Origin of the sequence: Enterobacter cloacae complex sp. FDA-CDC-AR_0164, assembly GCF_003071645.1 — a bacterium.
Taxonomy (GTDB): domain Bacteria; phylum Pseudomonadota; class Gammaproteobacteria; order Enterobacterales; family Enterobacteriaceae; genus Enterobacter; species Enterobacter ludwigii.
In genome coordinates, this window is the sequence record NZ_CP028950.1 from 4550303 (window position 1) to 4566544 (window position 16242).

Annotated in this window: 13 protein-coding genes; all 13 read right to left on the bottom strand. The window is 49.7% G+C overall.

Features of this window, described 5'->3' with window-relative positions; translation table 11 throughout:
- The 13 genes from tssG to AM410_RS22565 all read right to left on the bottom strand — a co-directional run bounded on the left by tssG (position 1) and on the right by AM410_RS22565 (position 16240).
- Complete coding sequence (gene tssG / locus AM410_RS22505; RefSeq protein ID WP_108648488.1) at positions 1-1083, bottom strand: type VI secretion system baseplate subunit TssG; 1083 nt, start codon at positions 1081-1083, stop codon at positions 1-3.
- On the bottom strand, positions 1047-2816 hold the full coding sequence (gene tssF / locus AM410_RS22510) for a type VI secretion system baseplate subunit TssF (RefSeq protein ID WP_108648490.1): 1770 nt from the start codon (positions 2814-2816) through the stop codon (positions 1047-1049). Before tssF ends, tssG begins: the two co-directional genes overlap by 37 nt.
- A 33-nt stretch (positions 2817-2849) precedes the next feature.
- Positions 2850-4457, bottom strand: a complete 1608-nt coding sequence (tssA, locus tag AM410_RS22515) for a type VI secretion system protein TssA (protein WP_108648492.1) — start codon at positions 4455-4457, stop codon at positions 2850-2852.
- Positions 4458-4857: 400 nt separating this feature from the next.
- Positions 4858-8229: an ImcF-related family protein gene (locus tag AM410_RS22520; protein WP_108648494.1), complete on the bottom strand. Its 3372-nt coding sequence runs from the start codon at positions 8227-8229 to the stop codon at positions 4858-4860.
- Positions 8222-9430 (bottom strand): hypothetical protein, encoded by a 1209-nt coding sequence (locus tag AM410_RS22525; protein ID WP_032681310.1) that lies wholly within the window; start codon positions 9428-9430, stop codon positions 8222-8224. Before AM410_RS22525 ends, AM410_RS22520 begins: the two co-directional genes overlap by 8 nt.
- Positions 9431-9432: 2 nt before the next feature.
- A complete protein-coding gene (locus AM410_RS22530; protein ID WP_071993110.1) occupies positions 9433-9696 on the bottom strand; it encodes a PAAR domain-containing protein in 264 nt (87 codons plus the stop codon).
- 141 nt (positions 9697-9837) lie between these two features.
- Positions 9838-10548, bottom strand: coding sequence for a hypothetical protein (locus tag AM410_RS22535; protein ID WP_050594881.1), 711 nt, complete (start codon positions 10546-10548; stop codon positions 9838-9840).
- Between the two features lie 310 nt (positions 10549-10858).
- The gene (locus tag AM410_RS22540) at positions 10859-11350 is read right to left on the bottom strand and encodes a hypothetical protein (RefSeq protein WP_108648497.1); all 492 of its coding nucleotides are present in this window, start codon (positions 11348-11350) and stop codon (positions 10859-10861) included.
- 67 nt (positions 11351-11417) lie between these two features.
- On the bottom strand, positions 11418-11813 hold the full coding sequence (locus AM410_RS22545) for a lysozyme inhibitor LprI family protein (RefSeq protein ID WP_108648499.1): 396 nt from the start codon (positions 11811-11813) through the stop codon (positions 11418-11420).
- Between the two features lie 152 nt (positions 11814-11965).
- Complete coding sequence (locus AM410_RS24250) at positions 11966-12157, bottom strand: hypothetical protein (protein WP_131797432.1); 192 nt, start codon at positions 12155-12157, stop codon at positions 11966-11968.
- 14 nt (positions 12158-12171) lie between these two features.
- A complete protein-coding gene (locus tag AM410_RS24255) occupies positions 12172-12687 on the bottom strand; it encodes a hypothetical protein (RefSeq protein WP_236900098.1) in 516 nt (171 codons plus the stop codon).
- A gap of 6 nt (positions 12688-12693) precedes the next feature.
- On the bottom strand, positions 12694-13554 hold the full coding sequence (locus AM410_RS22560) for a hypothetical protein (RefSeq protein WP_032681311.1): 861 nt from the start codon (positions 13552-13554) through the stop codon (positions 12694-12696).
- A complete protein-coding gene (locus tag AM410_RS22565; protein ID WP_236900100.1) occupies positions 13541-16240 on the bottom strand; it encodes a glycoside hydrolase family 19 protein in 2700 nt (899 codons plus the stop codon). Before AM410_RS22565 ends, AM410_RS22560 begins: the two co-directional genes overlap by 14 nt.
- Between the last annotated feature and the right edge of the window lie 2 nt (positions 16241-16242).

Sequence of the window (16242 nt, forward strand, 5' to 3'; positions counted from 1 at the left end):
TTAGTCGAAGCGGTAATGTCCGTCTTCTGCGGGTTGCAGTACCGAATAGTGAAGCCCTTCATAGCAACCCAGATTGACGGTCAGACTTTCCCGTGGCGTATTGAGTTTGCCTTCCTTCAGACCCAGTAAACCGGTTCTGCCCAGCTGTATACGCCTGCCCTTGCCCAGACGAGGCTCAGGGAGCAATCGCACAGGCACGGTGAGGCGCACTCGGGCGTCACTGCGGTAGCCGAGGTAGACACGCAGCAGGACCATCAAATCGGTATGAAGGACACCACCGGGTAACCAGCCTTCCGCCTCGTCAGGATCCGCTGTCTCCAGTGACACCAGGACCCGGCTGCATGCTTCTTTTACGGTTTTACCCAGCGTGGCTCGCTGCGAAAGACGGATCTGGCTCCCGATACCCAGCCCGCTACGGTTATCGATATGCACCTTAACCGGATCGGGTTCCGTGATAATTGTCCGGGTATTCGGTGCCAGCAGGCTCACCAGGGCCCGGAGGCCTTCAGCATTGCGGGTGGGTAATCGCATGGTGCCCAGCAGGGCCAGGAAGCGTGAAACCGGCGTTGCCACCTGCTCAGCCGTGCCCGGTATACCAAGGCCGACCAGCCCCAGCAGACACTGTGATATGGCATCGCGGCCACCTGCCTCGAAGGTCGCCGGATAGGCGTATTTTCGCCAGATCCGGTAATATTGTGTGGTGATCCGGTGGCTGAAAATATCCAGAAATGAGGTGATCGCCTCGTGTCCTTCACGGCGCTGCGCAATGTCGTCCAGGTAGGTCGTCGGCAGAGGCGAATCCACGCCATACATGCCGAGGAATGTGGTGCGGACGGTCGGTGGCAATGTCGGTTGGTCTTCGTCGTTCTCCACCGCTTTCAGGGTACTGACCGGAAAACCCATACCAGGCCAGGGCCTGAAACGCACCGGATCGTCGCCCGGATGGCTGGTGGTACCCAGTTTCGGGGCGTCCGGATTTTCCTGCTCCAGCAGTTGGCAGAAACGATAGAAATTGGCCCGCCAGATATCTTTGTTAAGGGCCAGCGTCAGCCCGGTACGTGCTGGCTGTGATTCTCGCGCCATCTCAGTCGTTTCCCTGTCGGTTGCAGCACCAGCGTGAGCTGATTAAAGAGGTGAATATCGGCATAGAGCGCGAAGAACCGGTGCAGCATCTCCCCGAAGAGATTCACATCACCCTCGCCTGCAAAATTATCCATATTCAGCGTGACCTCAATGTCCACGCCCCGGAGCATAAAGCCCTTCTCAAAACGGCGGATCAGGGTGTGCTTCACGGCGACGATTGCTTCAAGCCGACGGCGGTTCATTTCATCGTCGGTCCAGTCATAGAGCGCCAGCGTCCCCCGCAGGACTTCAGGGTTATCCATCATACTGAGGAAGTTTGATCCGAGGTGACTCATCACCCGCCAGTGGAAACGGTCGTTTGCCGGGGGATACAGTGGCATGGTGGGGGCCGAGAGGTTCAGTACCCTGACGGACACTTTGCCTGCTTTCACGGCCCTGTCCAGTAGTGTGCTTTCCAGTGCCTTACGCGGAAGCTGCCCGTTGGTACCGGTTATTCGCATCGAAAGGGATTCTGGTTTATCGGACAACTGCTCCAGCTCGAACGAGCGGCCCCCGAGAATTAACCATGTGTCATACAGACCAGAGGGGCCGCGTTTCACGCGGGTGTGGAAGTAACGCTCAGGGGCATCGTGGCGCATCATGCCGCCACGGTGGCGGAAACTGGTGAACGGTACATAGGGGTGTTTGCCATTCTTCACCGTACCGTGGATGTTATCGACGCTGTAAATCTCGGTGTGACCATCCTGAAGACGCAGCGGCCTGAGCAGATATTCATTATCGAGCGGATCCAGGGTCAGCGGGTCGGCTTCCAGAGTGAAGAGATTAATGACCGGTGCACAGTGCAGACGGAAGTTTTCTGTCTCAAAAGGCAGATCGGATGGCCAGGCTTCACTGAGCACAATATCGATTTCAAACCAGGTGCTTGTGGCAGAAAGCCCGATGCTGTCGAGTCCACGTAACTCAACAAACATAAACTTCGGACGGAAGCTGAAATATTCCAGCAGCAGCTGGTAACCACTGAAGGCGGTATCGGCTTTCTTCCACAGTCCATCATTGTCATCGAAGCCCATGGGTTTGCACCAGCCATCGAACTGATGGCGTTCGATGTAGGTCCCGGCGTGACGGGCATACATGGCGTGAACACGACGGGTCATTGCCAGATGCAGCGCATAGCTAACTGGACTTTCTGCATTGAGGAAGATGGCGACTTTGTCGATCCCGGCTTTACTCCAGTCCACTTTTTCAGGGCATTCGAAGCGCAGACGGATAGCAGAGCGGCCATCGGTTTCAGTATGGAGGCGGGCATCTGCAAGGTGCAGCGGTTGTAGCGGCACATCGCGAGTCGTCCGGTACTGACAGGCGGTCTTGTGCGGCCCGACAGGACGAGACAGAACGGAGAAGCCTTCAGCCAGCATTTCGGCCTGACGCAGACTACGCCAGTCAGGCGAGAACTCGACGATGGCCAGCGACGGGATGGTCCGCATATAGTGTGGCCACAGCAGGCTCACCAGACCTTCGGTCAGCTCTGGCAGGTCGTCATCAAGCTTTTCACGCAGACGGCCCATCAGGAAAGCAAAGCCTTCGAACAGGCGTTCCACATAAGGATCGCGGGCGCCGGGTTTATCCAGATTAAGCATCGCAGCACGATCCGGATGAGCCCGGGCAAACTCTTTACCGGCTTCTCGCAGGTAGCGCATCTCTGCTTCGTAATAGCGCAGGGTTAAATCATCCATGCACGGCATTCCTGAAAATTATTAAAGAGAACATTAGCCACAGAGCACCATGGCACGGGCCGGGTCAATGGCGATCAGACCTGCCAATAGCGTATCCATCTCAGGCATCAGACGGGCTTTATCAGATTCGCTGCGACCGGCTTTCATGCGTAGCAGCTTCAGGCGTCGAGCCTGGACTTCAAATAACAGAGCGGGCTCCCAGTCTTCCAGCGTCAGCAGTGGCGCACGGGTAGTGAGTTCACCAAGCAGATGAAGCGCCATATCGTTTCGGCCATACTGCTCTGCCACCCGGGCCATGAGCAGGCGTATCAGCCAGCGATGGCGCGGGGTATCCATCCCCGGTCGGGACTGGAGCCAGGCAAGCGCTGCTTCAGGCCCTTCGGTGTCTCCCTTTTCCATGGCTTCGGACTCAAGAAGCAGCACATCGTCCGCCTGACCATTAACGACGGTAGCGGATTCATCGCCGTACATCAGGCCCTCTTCATTCACTTTTTCAGCAATCCAGGCAGTAGTGACTTCGTCGGCAAAGGGAGTGCCGTCATTCCATGCCAGCCCTTCAAGGCCCGGGAGGCGTTTAAGCAGCAACCGCAGATCGAACAGGACGGAGTCTGACCAAGTATCCCAGGGCTGACCCGCATGGCTGAGCCCCTGCCAGAGATACCACTGGAGATCGAGCCAGAAATGATTCACGCCTTCGCAATACATCTGGCTGGCCTGCTCAACCAGCTCGACCCAGTTTTTCTGAAGGTAAAGGCGCTTCAACTGAGCTCGATACTCGGGTTTAGGCGGTACCAGGCGGGTGCGCCCGCTACTGTCCAGCGGAGGGATCTGATCGACCGTATCCCACCGCACGGTCTTTATCAGTCGATGAGAAGCCAGCCAGCCCTGCGGCTGCTCGCTCAGCCAGCGGGAAAGTAACTTTGCCTGGTCGAGTAAATCGCGGCCAGATTTCACGGCTGACAGCTGCGGAGAATCAGAATGGGCAGGTTCACGCCCGTGCTCATGCGTACTGCTGTTCTGGGGGACCAGCGCTTCCATGCCACCCGAACGTGCCAGACGGTTTTCAAGAGCGGTACAAAGGCCTGCAAAAGACGGTTTCTCGGCTTCCGGCCAGTCAGCCACTGTGGATTCAAGCAGGCTGATGACGCCAGCCGTCAGACCGGCATCATTGCTGTCCACCTCGGGCCATAACAGCAGTGCATCAATCACTTTTGCACTGTTCAGCCACTCCAGCGCAGCTTTTCGGGCTACGGGACGCCGGGGATGGCATGCCTGCCCGTAGCGGGCCAGCATCGCGACAAGCAGCAGTAAGCCTTCGGACAACCCCTTTTCACCGTCGCGGCTGAGTCGGGCCTGCACGTACCAGGTCACGACACGAATGTCTTTGGCGCATTCGCAAAGACACTTCTGGGCTAGCTCACACAATAACGCTGAATCGGTACCTGAAAGCTTGTTGATCTCCTCACGCATCAGCTGAAAATTATCATCATATGCGGGATCGTCCCCGGTTTCTGCCCCGGAGGTGAACGGGTGCAGCCAGTTATCCCAGAGCGACAGGGCATCATTTGCCCGCGAGATGAGGCGCTGCCTTTCTTCCTGCCTGGTGGCGCAGGCGGTTAACAGTTCTTCCGGTGAGCTCATTCTTTTTCCCGTTTGTTTGTCTCTTTTATAAACCTCACGACCGCGTCCAGAGAAGCGTCGTCCTTACCATTGACGATTTGCGGTAGCTTCCATTTCAGCAGCATACTTTTCTCCTCCCCCTGAGTGGGTTTGGCCTTCCAGTAGCTTTACCTGTGGGCTTTTCTGACATGGGGACGAAGGCGCCGATGGGGCGCGGAGGTGCTGTCCCCTGGTGTACCTGGCGCTGGATTATGCTTCAGCCAGTCGCTGAGCCATGCGCGACACTACCGAAAGGTCATAAACTGGCATGGGGATGAGGATTCAGTTTCGTGCCATCGGTTCACTTTGCTGCAAATACCCTGAGACCAGCCTTCAACCTGTTTTGCGAAAGCCCGTGCCGGGTAAATTTTCCCGCCCATCATTACTGGCGCTCTTCTCCGCCAGCTGCGACGCTAAAGATAGTGTCGGGCAGCGTGAATCCCTGAAGTTTCAGCAATGCCAGGGGACCTGTACCGAGCTCGCTACGCATCACAAACTTCAGAGGGTTGCCATCGGCGGTGATCCACACCAGTTGTGTACGGCTGGCGTCAAGCGGAGTGATGAGAGCCTTGTCCAGCAGGCGAATGAACCCCCAGTTGCCCTGGTTACTGGCATACAGCTGCATGCCGCTGTTCACACTACGCCAGCTGAGCGACACGCCAGGATAGTAAGTGTTTCCAGGCCAGGTGAAGCTTTGCCAGCTTTCCATCTGATTGAAGTAATCCAGGTTCTGCTCATCAAGGGTAAACTGCACTCTGGCAACATCCCGTGAAGGACGCGTCATCAGTTCGAAGTGAACACCCGCATCGCCCTGTGAAAACACGATATCTGACAGTTCCGCCAGCTGATTAATCGCCCGGAGGAAATCCGGGCTGACAACCATCCCCTGACTTGCGGAAAGGTCAACGACCCAGCGATTTCCCTCCTGGTGGAGGATCCCGCCAAGATTCGTTTTCAGGAAGGTCGTGATTCGACCCGAGTCGCTACGCAGGAACTGAGCCAGCAACGGCAACGAGGCATCGCTGCCGGTGGCTTTAAACGGATAGCGTCCCGCAAAGGCCTTATTCCACTGTTCAACAATGGTCGACTGCCAGCGGGCATTGAGGCTTCCCGCAGCCGGGGCAAGTACCTGCCGCCAGGCCAGATCAAGCGGTTGCACAAATAACGACTGGCCAAATCCATTCCACTCCTGCCCCAGACTCGCCGCAACCAGACTGCCATAGTCGCGGGTATCGGTCAGATCGATGGCTTTGCCCTGGAATACTGTCTGGGCCAGCATCTGCGACATGGCCTGCGGATCCGGGGCGCTGGTAACCTGCTGGAGTTTCAGGCGTACCTGCGTGACGCGGGCAAGCCAGGACTGGAAACTGAGGTTACCGTTGGCACCGGTGCCCTCTTTACCTTCCATCAGCCCCATCAGCGGTCCAAACACCTCATCGAGCGGCCCTTTTGGGCCCTGTGCCTGTTCAATAAACTGTCTGGCATTTTTTTTCTGACCGATTAGCTTTTTCGCCGAATCGACAATCGAATCGGCCAGTGCCTCGCCCTTTTGCCCTGTTTTGCCCTGCCAGGCCAGCGTGTTCATCAGTGCCACCAGCGGCGACTGACGGACATCGCCGATCAGGTTGAGCTGGGCAATCGCCTCAGAAAGTGACGTGGCTTCCTGCCACTGAATGCTGTTGACCATGTTCAGCCAGGCATTGCCAAAATCGGTAAAATAGCGTTCAGTCAGGCGGGCTTTCAGCGCCTCTGGGGAGATATCGCTCCCTGTCTGGTGCGTCTTATCCGTCAGTACCCAGTCAATTTCATCACGGCGTGTCTTGACGACCTCGTTAATCGCATCCTGAACCTGCTCTTCCCAGGCCTGACGCGTAAACATACCGGGGACGACTTCGTCAGTGCTGAATACCGTTGAGGCATCGGTGTCGCCTGTCATATCGGCAAGCGTTAAATCAGGCCAGTTGCTGGCCACGCGCTTTAGCATGTCCTGATACAGGCCAGATTCAGCGTTACGCTGACCTACCTGCTTAAGCAGGATCTGACGGATCGTGCTGATTAATTCCGCGTCAGGCTTAATTTTCCATTCCGGATGTGCCGGGAGGTTTTGCGCATAAAAGCCCAGCAGTTTAGGTGCAATGTCCTGCCATATGCCATCCGGCACATTCTGGCGTTTCGGTAAGGCTTTCAGCACGTTTTTTGCCAGCCAGCCTGCGTCCGCTTTGTCCGGACGGGCCAGCATCAGATAACTTTTGAGCACGTCATAGGTGTGCTGTGTGCCCTGCATTCGGGCATCACTGGCAGGAGGCAGTTGCACAAAAGCATTCAGCTGCTGCCTGAGACTATCTGCGGTGGCATCCCTCATCAGCTGTGCGTTGTTTTTCGCATACAGCGGCCAGAGTGCGGCCAGCGTGTCGCTGTCCTGATTAAGACCAAATCGGGTGTACCATGGAGCGCCGGTCGCCTCACGGTGTTGCAGACGGGCAATGGCTTGCTGGAGTACGAGCTGGTTGTGCAGGCGTTCTGCCAGGGGTTTTGTGGTATCCGCTGCCTGACTCGCCGTTTCCTGTGCCTGATAAATCTGGGTACGGTTAACGATCAGGGACAGCAGTGTACCGGCCCCCCACAGAACAATCAGGGAAAGCAGAATTAACCGCAGCATCTTCAGCCAGTCGAAGCCCAGCTTTCTGCCGCTGACGGCATCACAGTCATCAATGACGGCTTTCCAGGTCGGTGTGTCGAGGCGTGTATTTGGTACCGTTCCGGCAACGGCCAGTTCGGGGCTGAACATGACACCACGTAAACGCCAGGCCGCAGATCCCTGCATCAGCCCGCTGAGTAAAACAGCCAGACTGGCTTTCAGCTCCTGCCGCAGTCGGAGGGACAACTGAAGAAGACCAAAGTCAGCCGGATTATTCATTATCTGTGCCATACCTGCTTTTTGCAGGTGTAGCGCCAGTGTAGAAAACCCTTCACCCGCACCTTTCACGGTGCCTTCCGGCCCGAATATGACCCCTGTCGCAGTCGTTTCCGCGTCCTGATGAACACCGGTAGCCTTATCAGTCAGCCACAGCCAGACAGGCGCCTGCCAGCCAAGCTGATGGTCGGCTTTCTGGCGGCAACGCAAGAAGGCATCCCGCTCGCTGTCCGTCGGGAGCGCTGAGGTACTCATCACCTGAATGATGCCATCAATCGGTTGACCGGATCGCAGGCGTACCAGTTTTGAAAGGAAGATCTCATCCGGGAGTGACTGCGCATCACCGCCATAAATCAGCACGTTGCCGTCGCCTTCCTGCCAGAGGTCATGAGACAGGCCTGGGGCCGCTTTCTGGACGTCGTCCGGATTACCCATCACCAGCAGGATTCGCACCTTACGCTGCCAGCGGCGTCCATAGCGAAAGCGCAGGTGTTCGGACACGGCGTCTTCGCTGAAGACAGGTTCTTCTTCATCATCTTCGCTCGCAATGGTGCCTGTTGCCGGGGCGACCATCTGCGCCTTTTTCTGACCCCAGTGGAAATACAGCCCCGATTTACCTGCGAAGTCGAAGGCCTTCTCAATCAGCCAGCCGAATAAAAGCATCGCGGCAACCAGGATGGCACTGAACGTGAGGATCCGTTGCCCGTCATACGGCCCAAACCCCGTGGCCGAGGCGACATTTTCCGGAAAGGCATAAAAGAGAAATGCCACGATGACCGTCAGAAAAAAGGCGACAGTCACAACGGAGCCGATGAGTGTTTTTACTTTTACCTTAGACATTTTTGGGCGTTCCCTTGCGAACTTCTTCTTTGGTGATGACCGCTACCCAGATGTCGTCTTTGTCAGCGGCGGGTTGTGCGGCGATAACCTGGGGGCCATTCTCGTTACAGACAGCCGAGGCAAGAATTATGGCAAGCCAGGGGGCGGCACGACCGGCATATCCCAGTGCCGGATCAATACTGCGATTGTCTTCTGACAAGCTGAACATTACTCCGTTATCTTCGCAGGCTTTATTCCACGCGCTCCCCCTGGATGTGATTGGTCCGGTATGCCAACCAGCATTTAGTGCTTCAGAACTTTTCCCAGCCCATAATATTGCCCGTTGCAGTGTTTTTCCCAGCGTGTGTTCAAGGCCCTTTTCAGGACGATGAAGGCATACCGCATCTGGATAACCAATAGCCTTACGGTTGCTGAGCACCACAAGAGTAATTGCATCAGCGTCATTTACATTAGGCTGCGCTGGCAATGAAAACGTCACTGCGACAAGAATGCCCGGATGCTCCCATCGGTTATCCAGCCAGGCATCAAACGCAACAAGACCTTTTCCCGCAAGAAGCCTGAAAACTCGCCCTGTTTTTGCAGCGAGTTCATTTTTGAGGTGTTTCTCCACCGGTTCCAGGATATCGTCGTCGCAGTCCAGCATCACACAACAGGGAATATCCTTAGGCAGGGTGTCGGTAATTTTTTGTACATGGGCAACGAGCGTTGACGCGGTGGAAATAATTTCGTTCTCTAAGTCGGTCTGAAAGGCCGTGAGGGCTGCATATCTGACGGCAGCGGTACCTCCACGTGGCGTGGATATCCCGGTTGTCGGTGTGGGATGCATAACCGCATTACTAAGCATCCCTGGTTTATTTCCGGAAATATGTTGAATGCAAGTACCGAGTATCCACGCGCAGCGTTGACCCCGGCGCGTTTCACGTTCAATCAGTTTCTCCCGTTCCACATTCCTGGACTCAGACCCAACCTGCCCTGCTTTATATGCGAACCGTCGAACGGAGAAAAAAAGTCCCCATGTGCAGAAGGGTAATCCCAGCGCGGTAAACCAGAAAATAAAACCTGTTCGCTCCGTCGTCCAGTTCCAGAGCGCTAACGCAATCCCCCCTGACATGACAAATGCCAGGAACAGTAGCCAACGGCGGGTATCGGGTCGCGGCACTTTCGCCGCTTTATCGGGGATAGCATCCAGCAACACGGGCATACTCAGGCAACCTTAGCTGGTACAAAAGAACTGATCAATGTGCAACCGCAACCGCACTTGTGGCCGTGAAAGGCTACAGGGATCCCGTTATCAAGGTAATCCGGGTTACCTTCTATGATCGTTGTAAGACCATGACCTGGTATCGGGCAGGAAACCATGTCACCTTTACGCGCCACGCCAACCCCGCCAAATATCATTGTGGCAGAACAGGTCATGACTGAACCACCGTGAGTGGTTTGATCGCCTTTTCGGATAATCTGGAGCATTATTTAAGGTCTCATTGTTAGGTTGTATGTGATTTTTCGAAATTATTGAGTGGCCTGATCTCGAACAAATGATAAAATGCGAAATTCCTTTTTAATTAAGCGAAGGGGTGATAATTTTGCTGTCACTCCCTCGCTATAAAATCATTTGGCTATAGTATCGGACTTGATCCAAGTGATTAGGGGTATGTTTTTGTGATTAATGTAACCTACATTCACCCATTTCCTATCTGATGAGTACTGTATGATTTTTATTTTATCACCTGGGATCAGGTAATTTTTAGTTTGGCTGTTATTGTTCGGGGCGGAAAATAAATTTGCCCTTTCAGTAATTGATAATTCTTCTTTACGGGTGTGCAAAAATGATAATATTGCATCTAATGCAAGTTTTTTATTAATTTTATTCTCCCTTGCTAATTGTTGGTATTTATCTATATTTTCTATGGAGGGGGCATCACAACGGAGCAAGTTACTTGCACCTCTGGCATCAAGCGAAGAAAGTTTGTCTTTCATTTTAATAATTGAAGGCCGCATAGTATTGAAATCAAAAATATCAGCACCAACTTCTTCAGAACTGGCCAGTACATCTTTCCCTTCAGTCCAGGTATATCCGCATGCTTCTCCATCCCAGTCACTTACAATACAACCATTGCTCATATCAATAACACTACAATAAGCCCTTTCTGTATACTTCGACGTTCCATCTCCGAACTCAACAGTTCCACCTGAGACACTATTAACAATCAGGTATTTTCCTGAGGGTGAGACTTTTGAAGAGCCATCCTCAATGTAAAAACGGTCATCCCGACTGAGATCAGCAGAGTAATTTTTATTGGAAAAAAAATTTTGCCCCATGAATTATCCTCATAATGTTCACCATTTTTTTTCTGTGAAAAAGTCAAACTCCCTTCAGTTGGAGAACTGATTACGACATCTGCATAGCTTACGGAAAAAAAACTGGTGAATAACACAATAAATATAGATATGCGATAAATCATAATTTAGCCTTTAATGAATTATAACGGAGTGTAGAATCGGTCATTCTTCTTGTTAGTTTGTACTCCTCCAGCCATTTAATTTCATTTGAAACACACTCACACTTACAGGTTTGAGGCGGGTGAGTTTATATTAAGCCCTGCAACAAAAAAATAGCATTTAAGGCGACTCATGGGAAAAAGTACCCATTTTTATTCACATAAGGAATGTCAACAATATAATCACTTACAATATCATCACTTCTGAATGAACTAGGTAAACAATCCCTTGATTGAATAATTCGTTTATTCTTTAGGATGTCAAATGACATCGTATATTCATTATTTTCAGAACCATCAATTACATTAATAACATAACTATATTTACCGCGCTTGAATCCATAATAAGTAACCCCCATTTCGTTATCTCTGGTGCGCCTTAGTTTATTCGCTTCGTTAAAAATAACATTTAGCTCTACTTTTCCATCTCTTTTAAAATTATAATTTATTTCTTTTGTAATATTATCAATGAAAAATAAAGCTTCTTTGACTCCTTCTCCAGGTAATGAGCAAGTGATAATATTAGTCACATTCTGCTTTGTTGCCATCGCGCCTGCCGACAAAAAAAGCAAAGCACTCCCGCTAAAAATACTATATATTTTCTCATTGAAATGCCGCTTCATATAATGAACAAACCTCTTACCGCTGGTGATTTCTTAAAATTATTCACGACTTTTTGCATAGCTAATCTTAATAAGGTAAGGATTGCATTTCCTTGATCCGTTGCTCATTAATGCGATAAATACATTTATTTACTAACGTTGCATTAGCTTGGGATCCTGAGTCAGCAAATAGTGACTCCATAGCGCACTGCTGATCTCTATATTTCAACCAACCCCTTTGTGCTGACAATAGTTTCGCCGAGTAACGTTCTGACAGATCTTTATCCGTTGAATAATTTTCAGCTATTCTTATTCTGAGTGCAGAATACTCATCATTAAGACGTTTTTCAGAGTGATTTTTTAATTTTGCATAACAAGAATCAATAGATTGAGTTTCACTTTTCGCAGAGCAGACATCGTCTGCTAATACTGAAACCGATACCAGCAATGACAAACCACACACTAATATTTTAATTAATGACATGTTACTGACCTCTTAAGTAATTTGCTCTATGACGCCCGTTCTCGTAACTGGAAATTGTTACATTATTTTCTATATATGAAATTAACCCCTGCTGTCTATTATACATTCCAGCCCTCATGGGTCTTTCACCACTAAAACCCTGATATATAAAATCAACAAGTATGTCTTGGATTTTTTTGCTCTAAACTATCCCATGGCAGAGCGCCAGGTGCTCCGTGAGTTTTATCTTTATAATTCCGTTTGGCTCTATCTACATAGGTTGGATATATCAATCCAAATAATTTATTTTGCTGCATCCTGGTAATTTCACCTATAGACTCTCGATTAGAAAGGACAAAATTCATTGCAGCACTTCCTTTCAAACCTGCGGCCATCGAAATTTTGTTGGCTTTATCTGAATCAATTCCTGATGCAACCATATCACTATACACCGAATCTTTACTTCTCCCCCCATATCATACCCTCGACCAAGGGTCACACCTGAGAGATCATTTCCAGGCCAATGAATTCGGCGGCTGAAGTAGCGGTTTCCCGTAATATCATTACCTTCAGCATCGAAAGTAACTTGTCCCTTATCTACTTTGAGCCATTTCAGAGCCATTCCGTCTTCACTTTCACCCAAAGCATCTAAAAGCACCACCGGATGCATATGCCAGACTTCCGGCCCCACTGCCACGCCCATCTCCGACACAAACTTCATCCACGTCATTTTATCCAGAAACGCTTCCAGATACGTTTTCCACAACGGCGCATCCGTGGTTAACGTATCCAGATAGGTCTTCCATAGTTGATCGTCCTTGCCGTAGTACCATTCACTGGCATGCTTCGCAATCACACGGTACAGATAGTCACGGTAGAAAACATTGTGAATCACGTGAGTTTAGGCACCATATTTTTTAATCAAGTATTCTTTTATGGAGTTCGCATTTTTATATTTAAATGGAGATTCATTTGTATTACACCCTGATAAATTAGAATCTTTATCTAAGGTAGTATTCAAACGTAGATGCCCTGTTTCATCATATGTATATCCATATATTTTATAATAATCACCTTCGTCTATACCCCCTCCCCAGGAGACCAGACTAATAACATTCATTTCTGAACTAATATTCATAAAAAATACGGTGCGAACCGAAGGCGACTTGTTGTCATGGTTTTTTATTGTATCGACAACACGTTCACCATCCGCATCTTCACGAATAAGATTTAAAGAATCATCTCTGATATATTTAATCACTGTATCATTAATGCCTTTTAAAACAAAAGGCCCCTGCTGTATAGCTTCGAAGTTTACAATGTAGTCCTTTTTAGTTGTCGAATCATTTTTTAAATGACCGCCTGAACGTTTACAAACCGCACTATTTAAGCTGACTGGATCAACCCATTTTTTACTCATGCGACTATAGGATTTTGCAAAAACGATATTTAATTCTCCATCTAGCACATATATGTTATCAAATAACAAGGGCCCATCATTAGAGGATGAATCCATGTTTAATCTGACTCCATAAGCCTTTCCCCATTGACAAGAAAAAGTATAGTATTGTTTTATTTCAGCATTATTGGAATTACCTTCAAGCCCCACGTCTATTTTTTTACTTTTATTATCATTTTGCACTTGCAATAAAAAATATTTCACATCCTCAACTTGATCAGATGATGATAATTTGAAATCTGTTGCATGTGATAATTTTGTGGAAAAAACAAATATCAATGCCAATATTTTAAAATATCTCATCAAAAACACCCTCTTGCAGAAATCTTATTAAATTATTATGTCTATCCACATAGTGATTATCATGAAGATTAACAATTCGCGTTATTGAATCCGACACCGCACTACCAACCCCATTATCAGCTCTACTGTATAAATTATTCTGAACCCAAAAGTACAAAGCAGACCTTGCCGCATAAACAGTTTCAACTAAAAAATCTGGATTGGTTTCAAAATCAATACTTTCACCCCAAACTCTTTCGTGATAATTTGTAAAAGATCTATAGTTATTCTTGAAGGTTAACTGTTTCATTCCTCTTCCACGATATCGCCATCCATCTCCACTTGCAATATCAGCATTCCCCTCTCGCCCACCATATGCCCTGTTCGCAATACTTTGTTTATTTGCTGCTTGCCTTCCCGGAATAAAGCCATCCGCTTGAGCATCTTGAGGGTGATTACGATAATATGCGAATTTATCTATAAGCACTTGTGGCCTGTAGTTAAAACCCTCATTCAAATTAAAAGCAGGCCCTACTTCTTGATATATTTGAGCGAAAAAATGATATAGTCTATTTTTAGTATTAATATTACACATATCAAATTTATTTGAAAATTCTTCAGCAACAACATCAAGGACAGAGTCAGAAACATTTCTCCGGTCAGACCAAATTCTCCTGAGCATCTCTCGTGTAATTTTGGTTTTCCCTTTCTTTATAGCGTTTAAAAATACAATTGGATGCATATGCCAGACTTCCGGCCCCAGCACCACACCCTTTTCCGACACTGCTTTCATCCACGTCATTTTATCCAGAAACGCTTCCAGATATGTTTTCCACAACGGCGCATCCGTGGTTAACGTATCCAGATAGGTCTTCCATAGTTGATCGTCCTTGCCGTAGTACCATTCACTGGCATGCTTTGCTATCACCCGGTACAGATGATCACGGTAGGAAACATTGTGAATCGCCTGAAGGTACTCCTGCTCCGAGTAATACCCATCCTGGTTACTGTCAATCAACTCCAGCAGGCGCTTGTAGTTGTACTTATTGAGTGCGTGGGTGGTCCGGGTTTCATCCTGTGCCGCTTTATACAACTGCTCCAGAATCCCCTTCACCACGTTATCCGGTTGTTTTATGCCATCAATCAGGTCAAAACTCTCCGGTGCCTTATTCAGCGTCACAAACCCGAGCTCGCCTAACGCATACTGCGACACTTTCTGAACACTGGAGGCAGATAGCCAGCCACCTTCCTGACGTATCTGAAAATAAGCCGCATCCCGGTTATTTGTCAGTGCGTTCCCCTCAGCATCGGCACCCGGCACTTTTGCAAGCGTAACAATACCCGATATCTTTGTTTTACGACTGCCCGCAACCATCCCCTGCTCACCTTTTTCAAACAACGGTGCATCGGCTTGCCACGTCAGATAAACCGGATTATCTTCCCCCACCCTTCCTGGATTGGTGATGAATTTCTCCATATCATCCATGCTCAGGCATTCTATATGTACCTGGTAGCGCGAGCGTTTGCCATTTTCTTCCGGTAGCTGATAAAAACCCATATGCCCGAGACTGTCTCCGGCATTGATCGGTACAGGCTCTGAAGGTGCATACACATCATTAAAAACGGGTCCACTACCGGATGCTGCCGGTGCAACAGGCGTCAGACTGTCGCCGTCTGATACTAACCATACCCGGTCGCCCTTTTTCAACTTATCCTTATCCCGGCCCAGAGTGACCAGACTGAATGTTTTTGCTGCATCGCCTGGATTCTTACCTGGACGGATGACCTGCTGTGCGGTATTACCGGGCTCGTATGAAAGCGGAAAATCGGCTACCAGGCTGCCTGCATTTTTATATTGGAGAACATCGTCACTGCTCAGATAGTACGCCCAGTTTGTACGCGAAGTGCAGTTCACAACACCTTCTGACTCATTAGTGTAAGCCGGAGAACATTTTGCCCACCAGGACGGAACAGGCACCGATTCTGTTGCTTTCAGATACCCCTGGTCTGATACCGTCCAGATTCGGGTGCCTGCGGCAAGTGTTTCTCCTGCTGTATTCTTCGTCTCACGGGTAATGGTTACTTCGGTAAACTGACGCTGGTCGCTGCTGCGGGTCACAATAGTGTCACTCAGCGTGACTACGGTGTCTTTCCCCAGTTTTCCGGCTGCGCGCCCTGCCTGCAAATCTTCCGCACTGGAGTAATAGCGCTGAACGCCAGCCACTTTTCTGTCCGCCAGGCTGCCCTGTTGTTTATAAGCAGCATAAGGCGCCAGATTCATATACAGAGTGAAAAATGTCAGTCCGCTCTCTTCTGTATCACCCGGCTGGATATAATGTTTCACCAGCACAAAAGAGGTCGAAAGGAACAGTTTTTCACCGCGCCATTCAATCGCAGCACTCTCATAGTCCTTACTGACGCGCCAGGCAACTATCTCACCATCCGCCATACAACGAATAAATTGTTCCCCTTTATAGAGCTCGCGACAATATTCATTCTCAGCTCCACTGTCAGTACTCAGGGCGCACCAGGGAATAGTGGCATCAGTAATATGGATCCCCCCATGCCACATTCCCTGACTTCCCACCAGATACAATCCTGAGCTTTCCCCTCCGATCATCGATAACAACTCTTCCACAGAGGAAAAGGGATGACCATTTTTGTTTGAGGGCACGGGAAAGCTGATTTTAGGCATCTTTGCAGTCATAA

Bases quoted from the DNA above. Each gene is read 5' to 3' on its own strand.
- AM410_RS22545 (WP_108648499.1), bottom strand. From the start codon at position 11,813: ATGTCATTAATTAAAATATTAGTGTGTGGTTTGTCATTGCTGGTATCG.
- tssA (WP_108648492.1), bottom strand. From the start codon at position 4,457: ATGAGCTCACCGGAAGAACTGTTAACCGCCTGCGCCACCAGGCAGGAA.
- tssG (WP_108648488.1), bottom strand. From the start codon at position 1,083: ATGGCGCGAGAATCACAGCCAGCACGTACCGGGCTGACGCTGGCCCTT.
- AM410_RS22565 (WP_236900100.1), bottom strand. From the start codon at position 16,240: ATGACTGCAAAGATGCCTAAAATCAGCTTTCCCGTGCCCTCAAACAAA.
- tssF (WP_108648490.1), bottom strand. From the start codon at position 2,816: ATGGATGATTTAACCCTGCGCTATTACGAAGCAGAGATGCGCTACCTG.
- AM410_RS22530 (WP_071993110.1), bottom strand. From the start codon at position 9,696: ATGCTCCAGATTATCCGAAAAGGCGATCAAACCACTCACGGTGGTTCA.
- AM410_RS22560 (WP_032681311.1), bottom strand. From the start codon at position 13,554: ATGAGATATTTTAAAATATTGGCATTGATATTTGTTTTTTCCACAAAA.
- AM410_RS22520 (WP_108648494.1), bottom strand. From the start codon at position 8,229: ATGTCTAAGGTAAAAGTAAAAACACTCATCGGCTCCGTTGTGACTGTC.
- AM410_RS22535 (WP_050594881.1), bottom strand. From the start codon at position 10,548: ATGGGGCAAAATTTTTTTTCCAATAAAAATTACTCTGCTGATCTCAGT.
- AM410_RS24250 (WP_131797432.1), bottom strand. From the start codon at position 12,157: ATGAATTTTGTCCTTTCTAATCGAGAGTCTATAGGTGAAATTACCAGG.
- AM410_RS22525 (WP_032681310.1), bottom strand. From the start codon at position 9,430: ATGCCCGTGTTGCTGGATGCTATCCCCGATAAAGCGGCGAAAGTGCCG.
- AM410_RS22540 (WP_108648497.1), bottom strand. From the start codon at position 11,350: ATGAAGCGGCATTTCAATGAGAAAATATATAGTATTTTTAGCGGGAGT.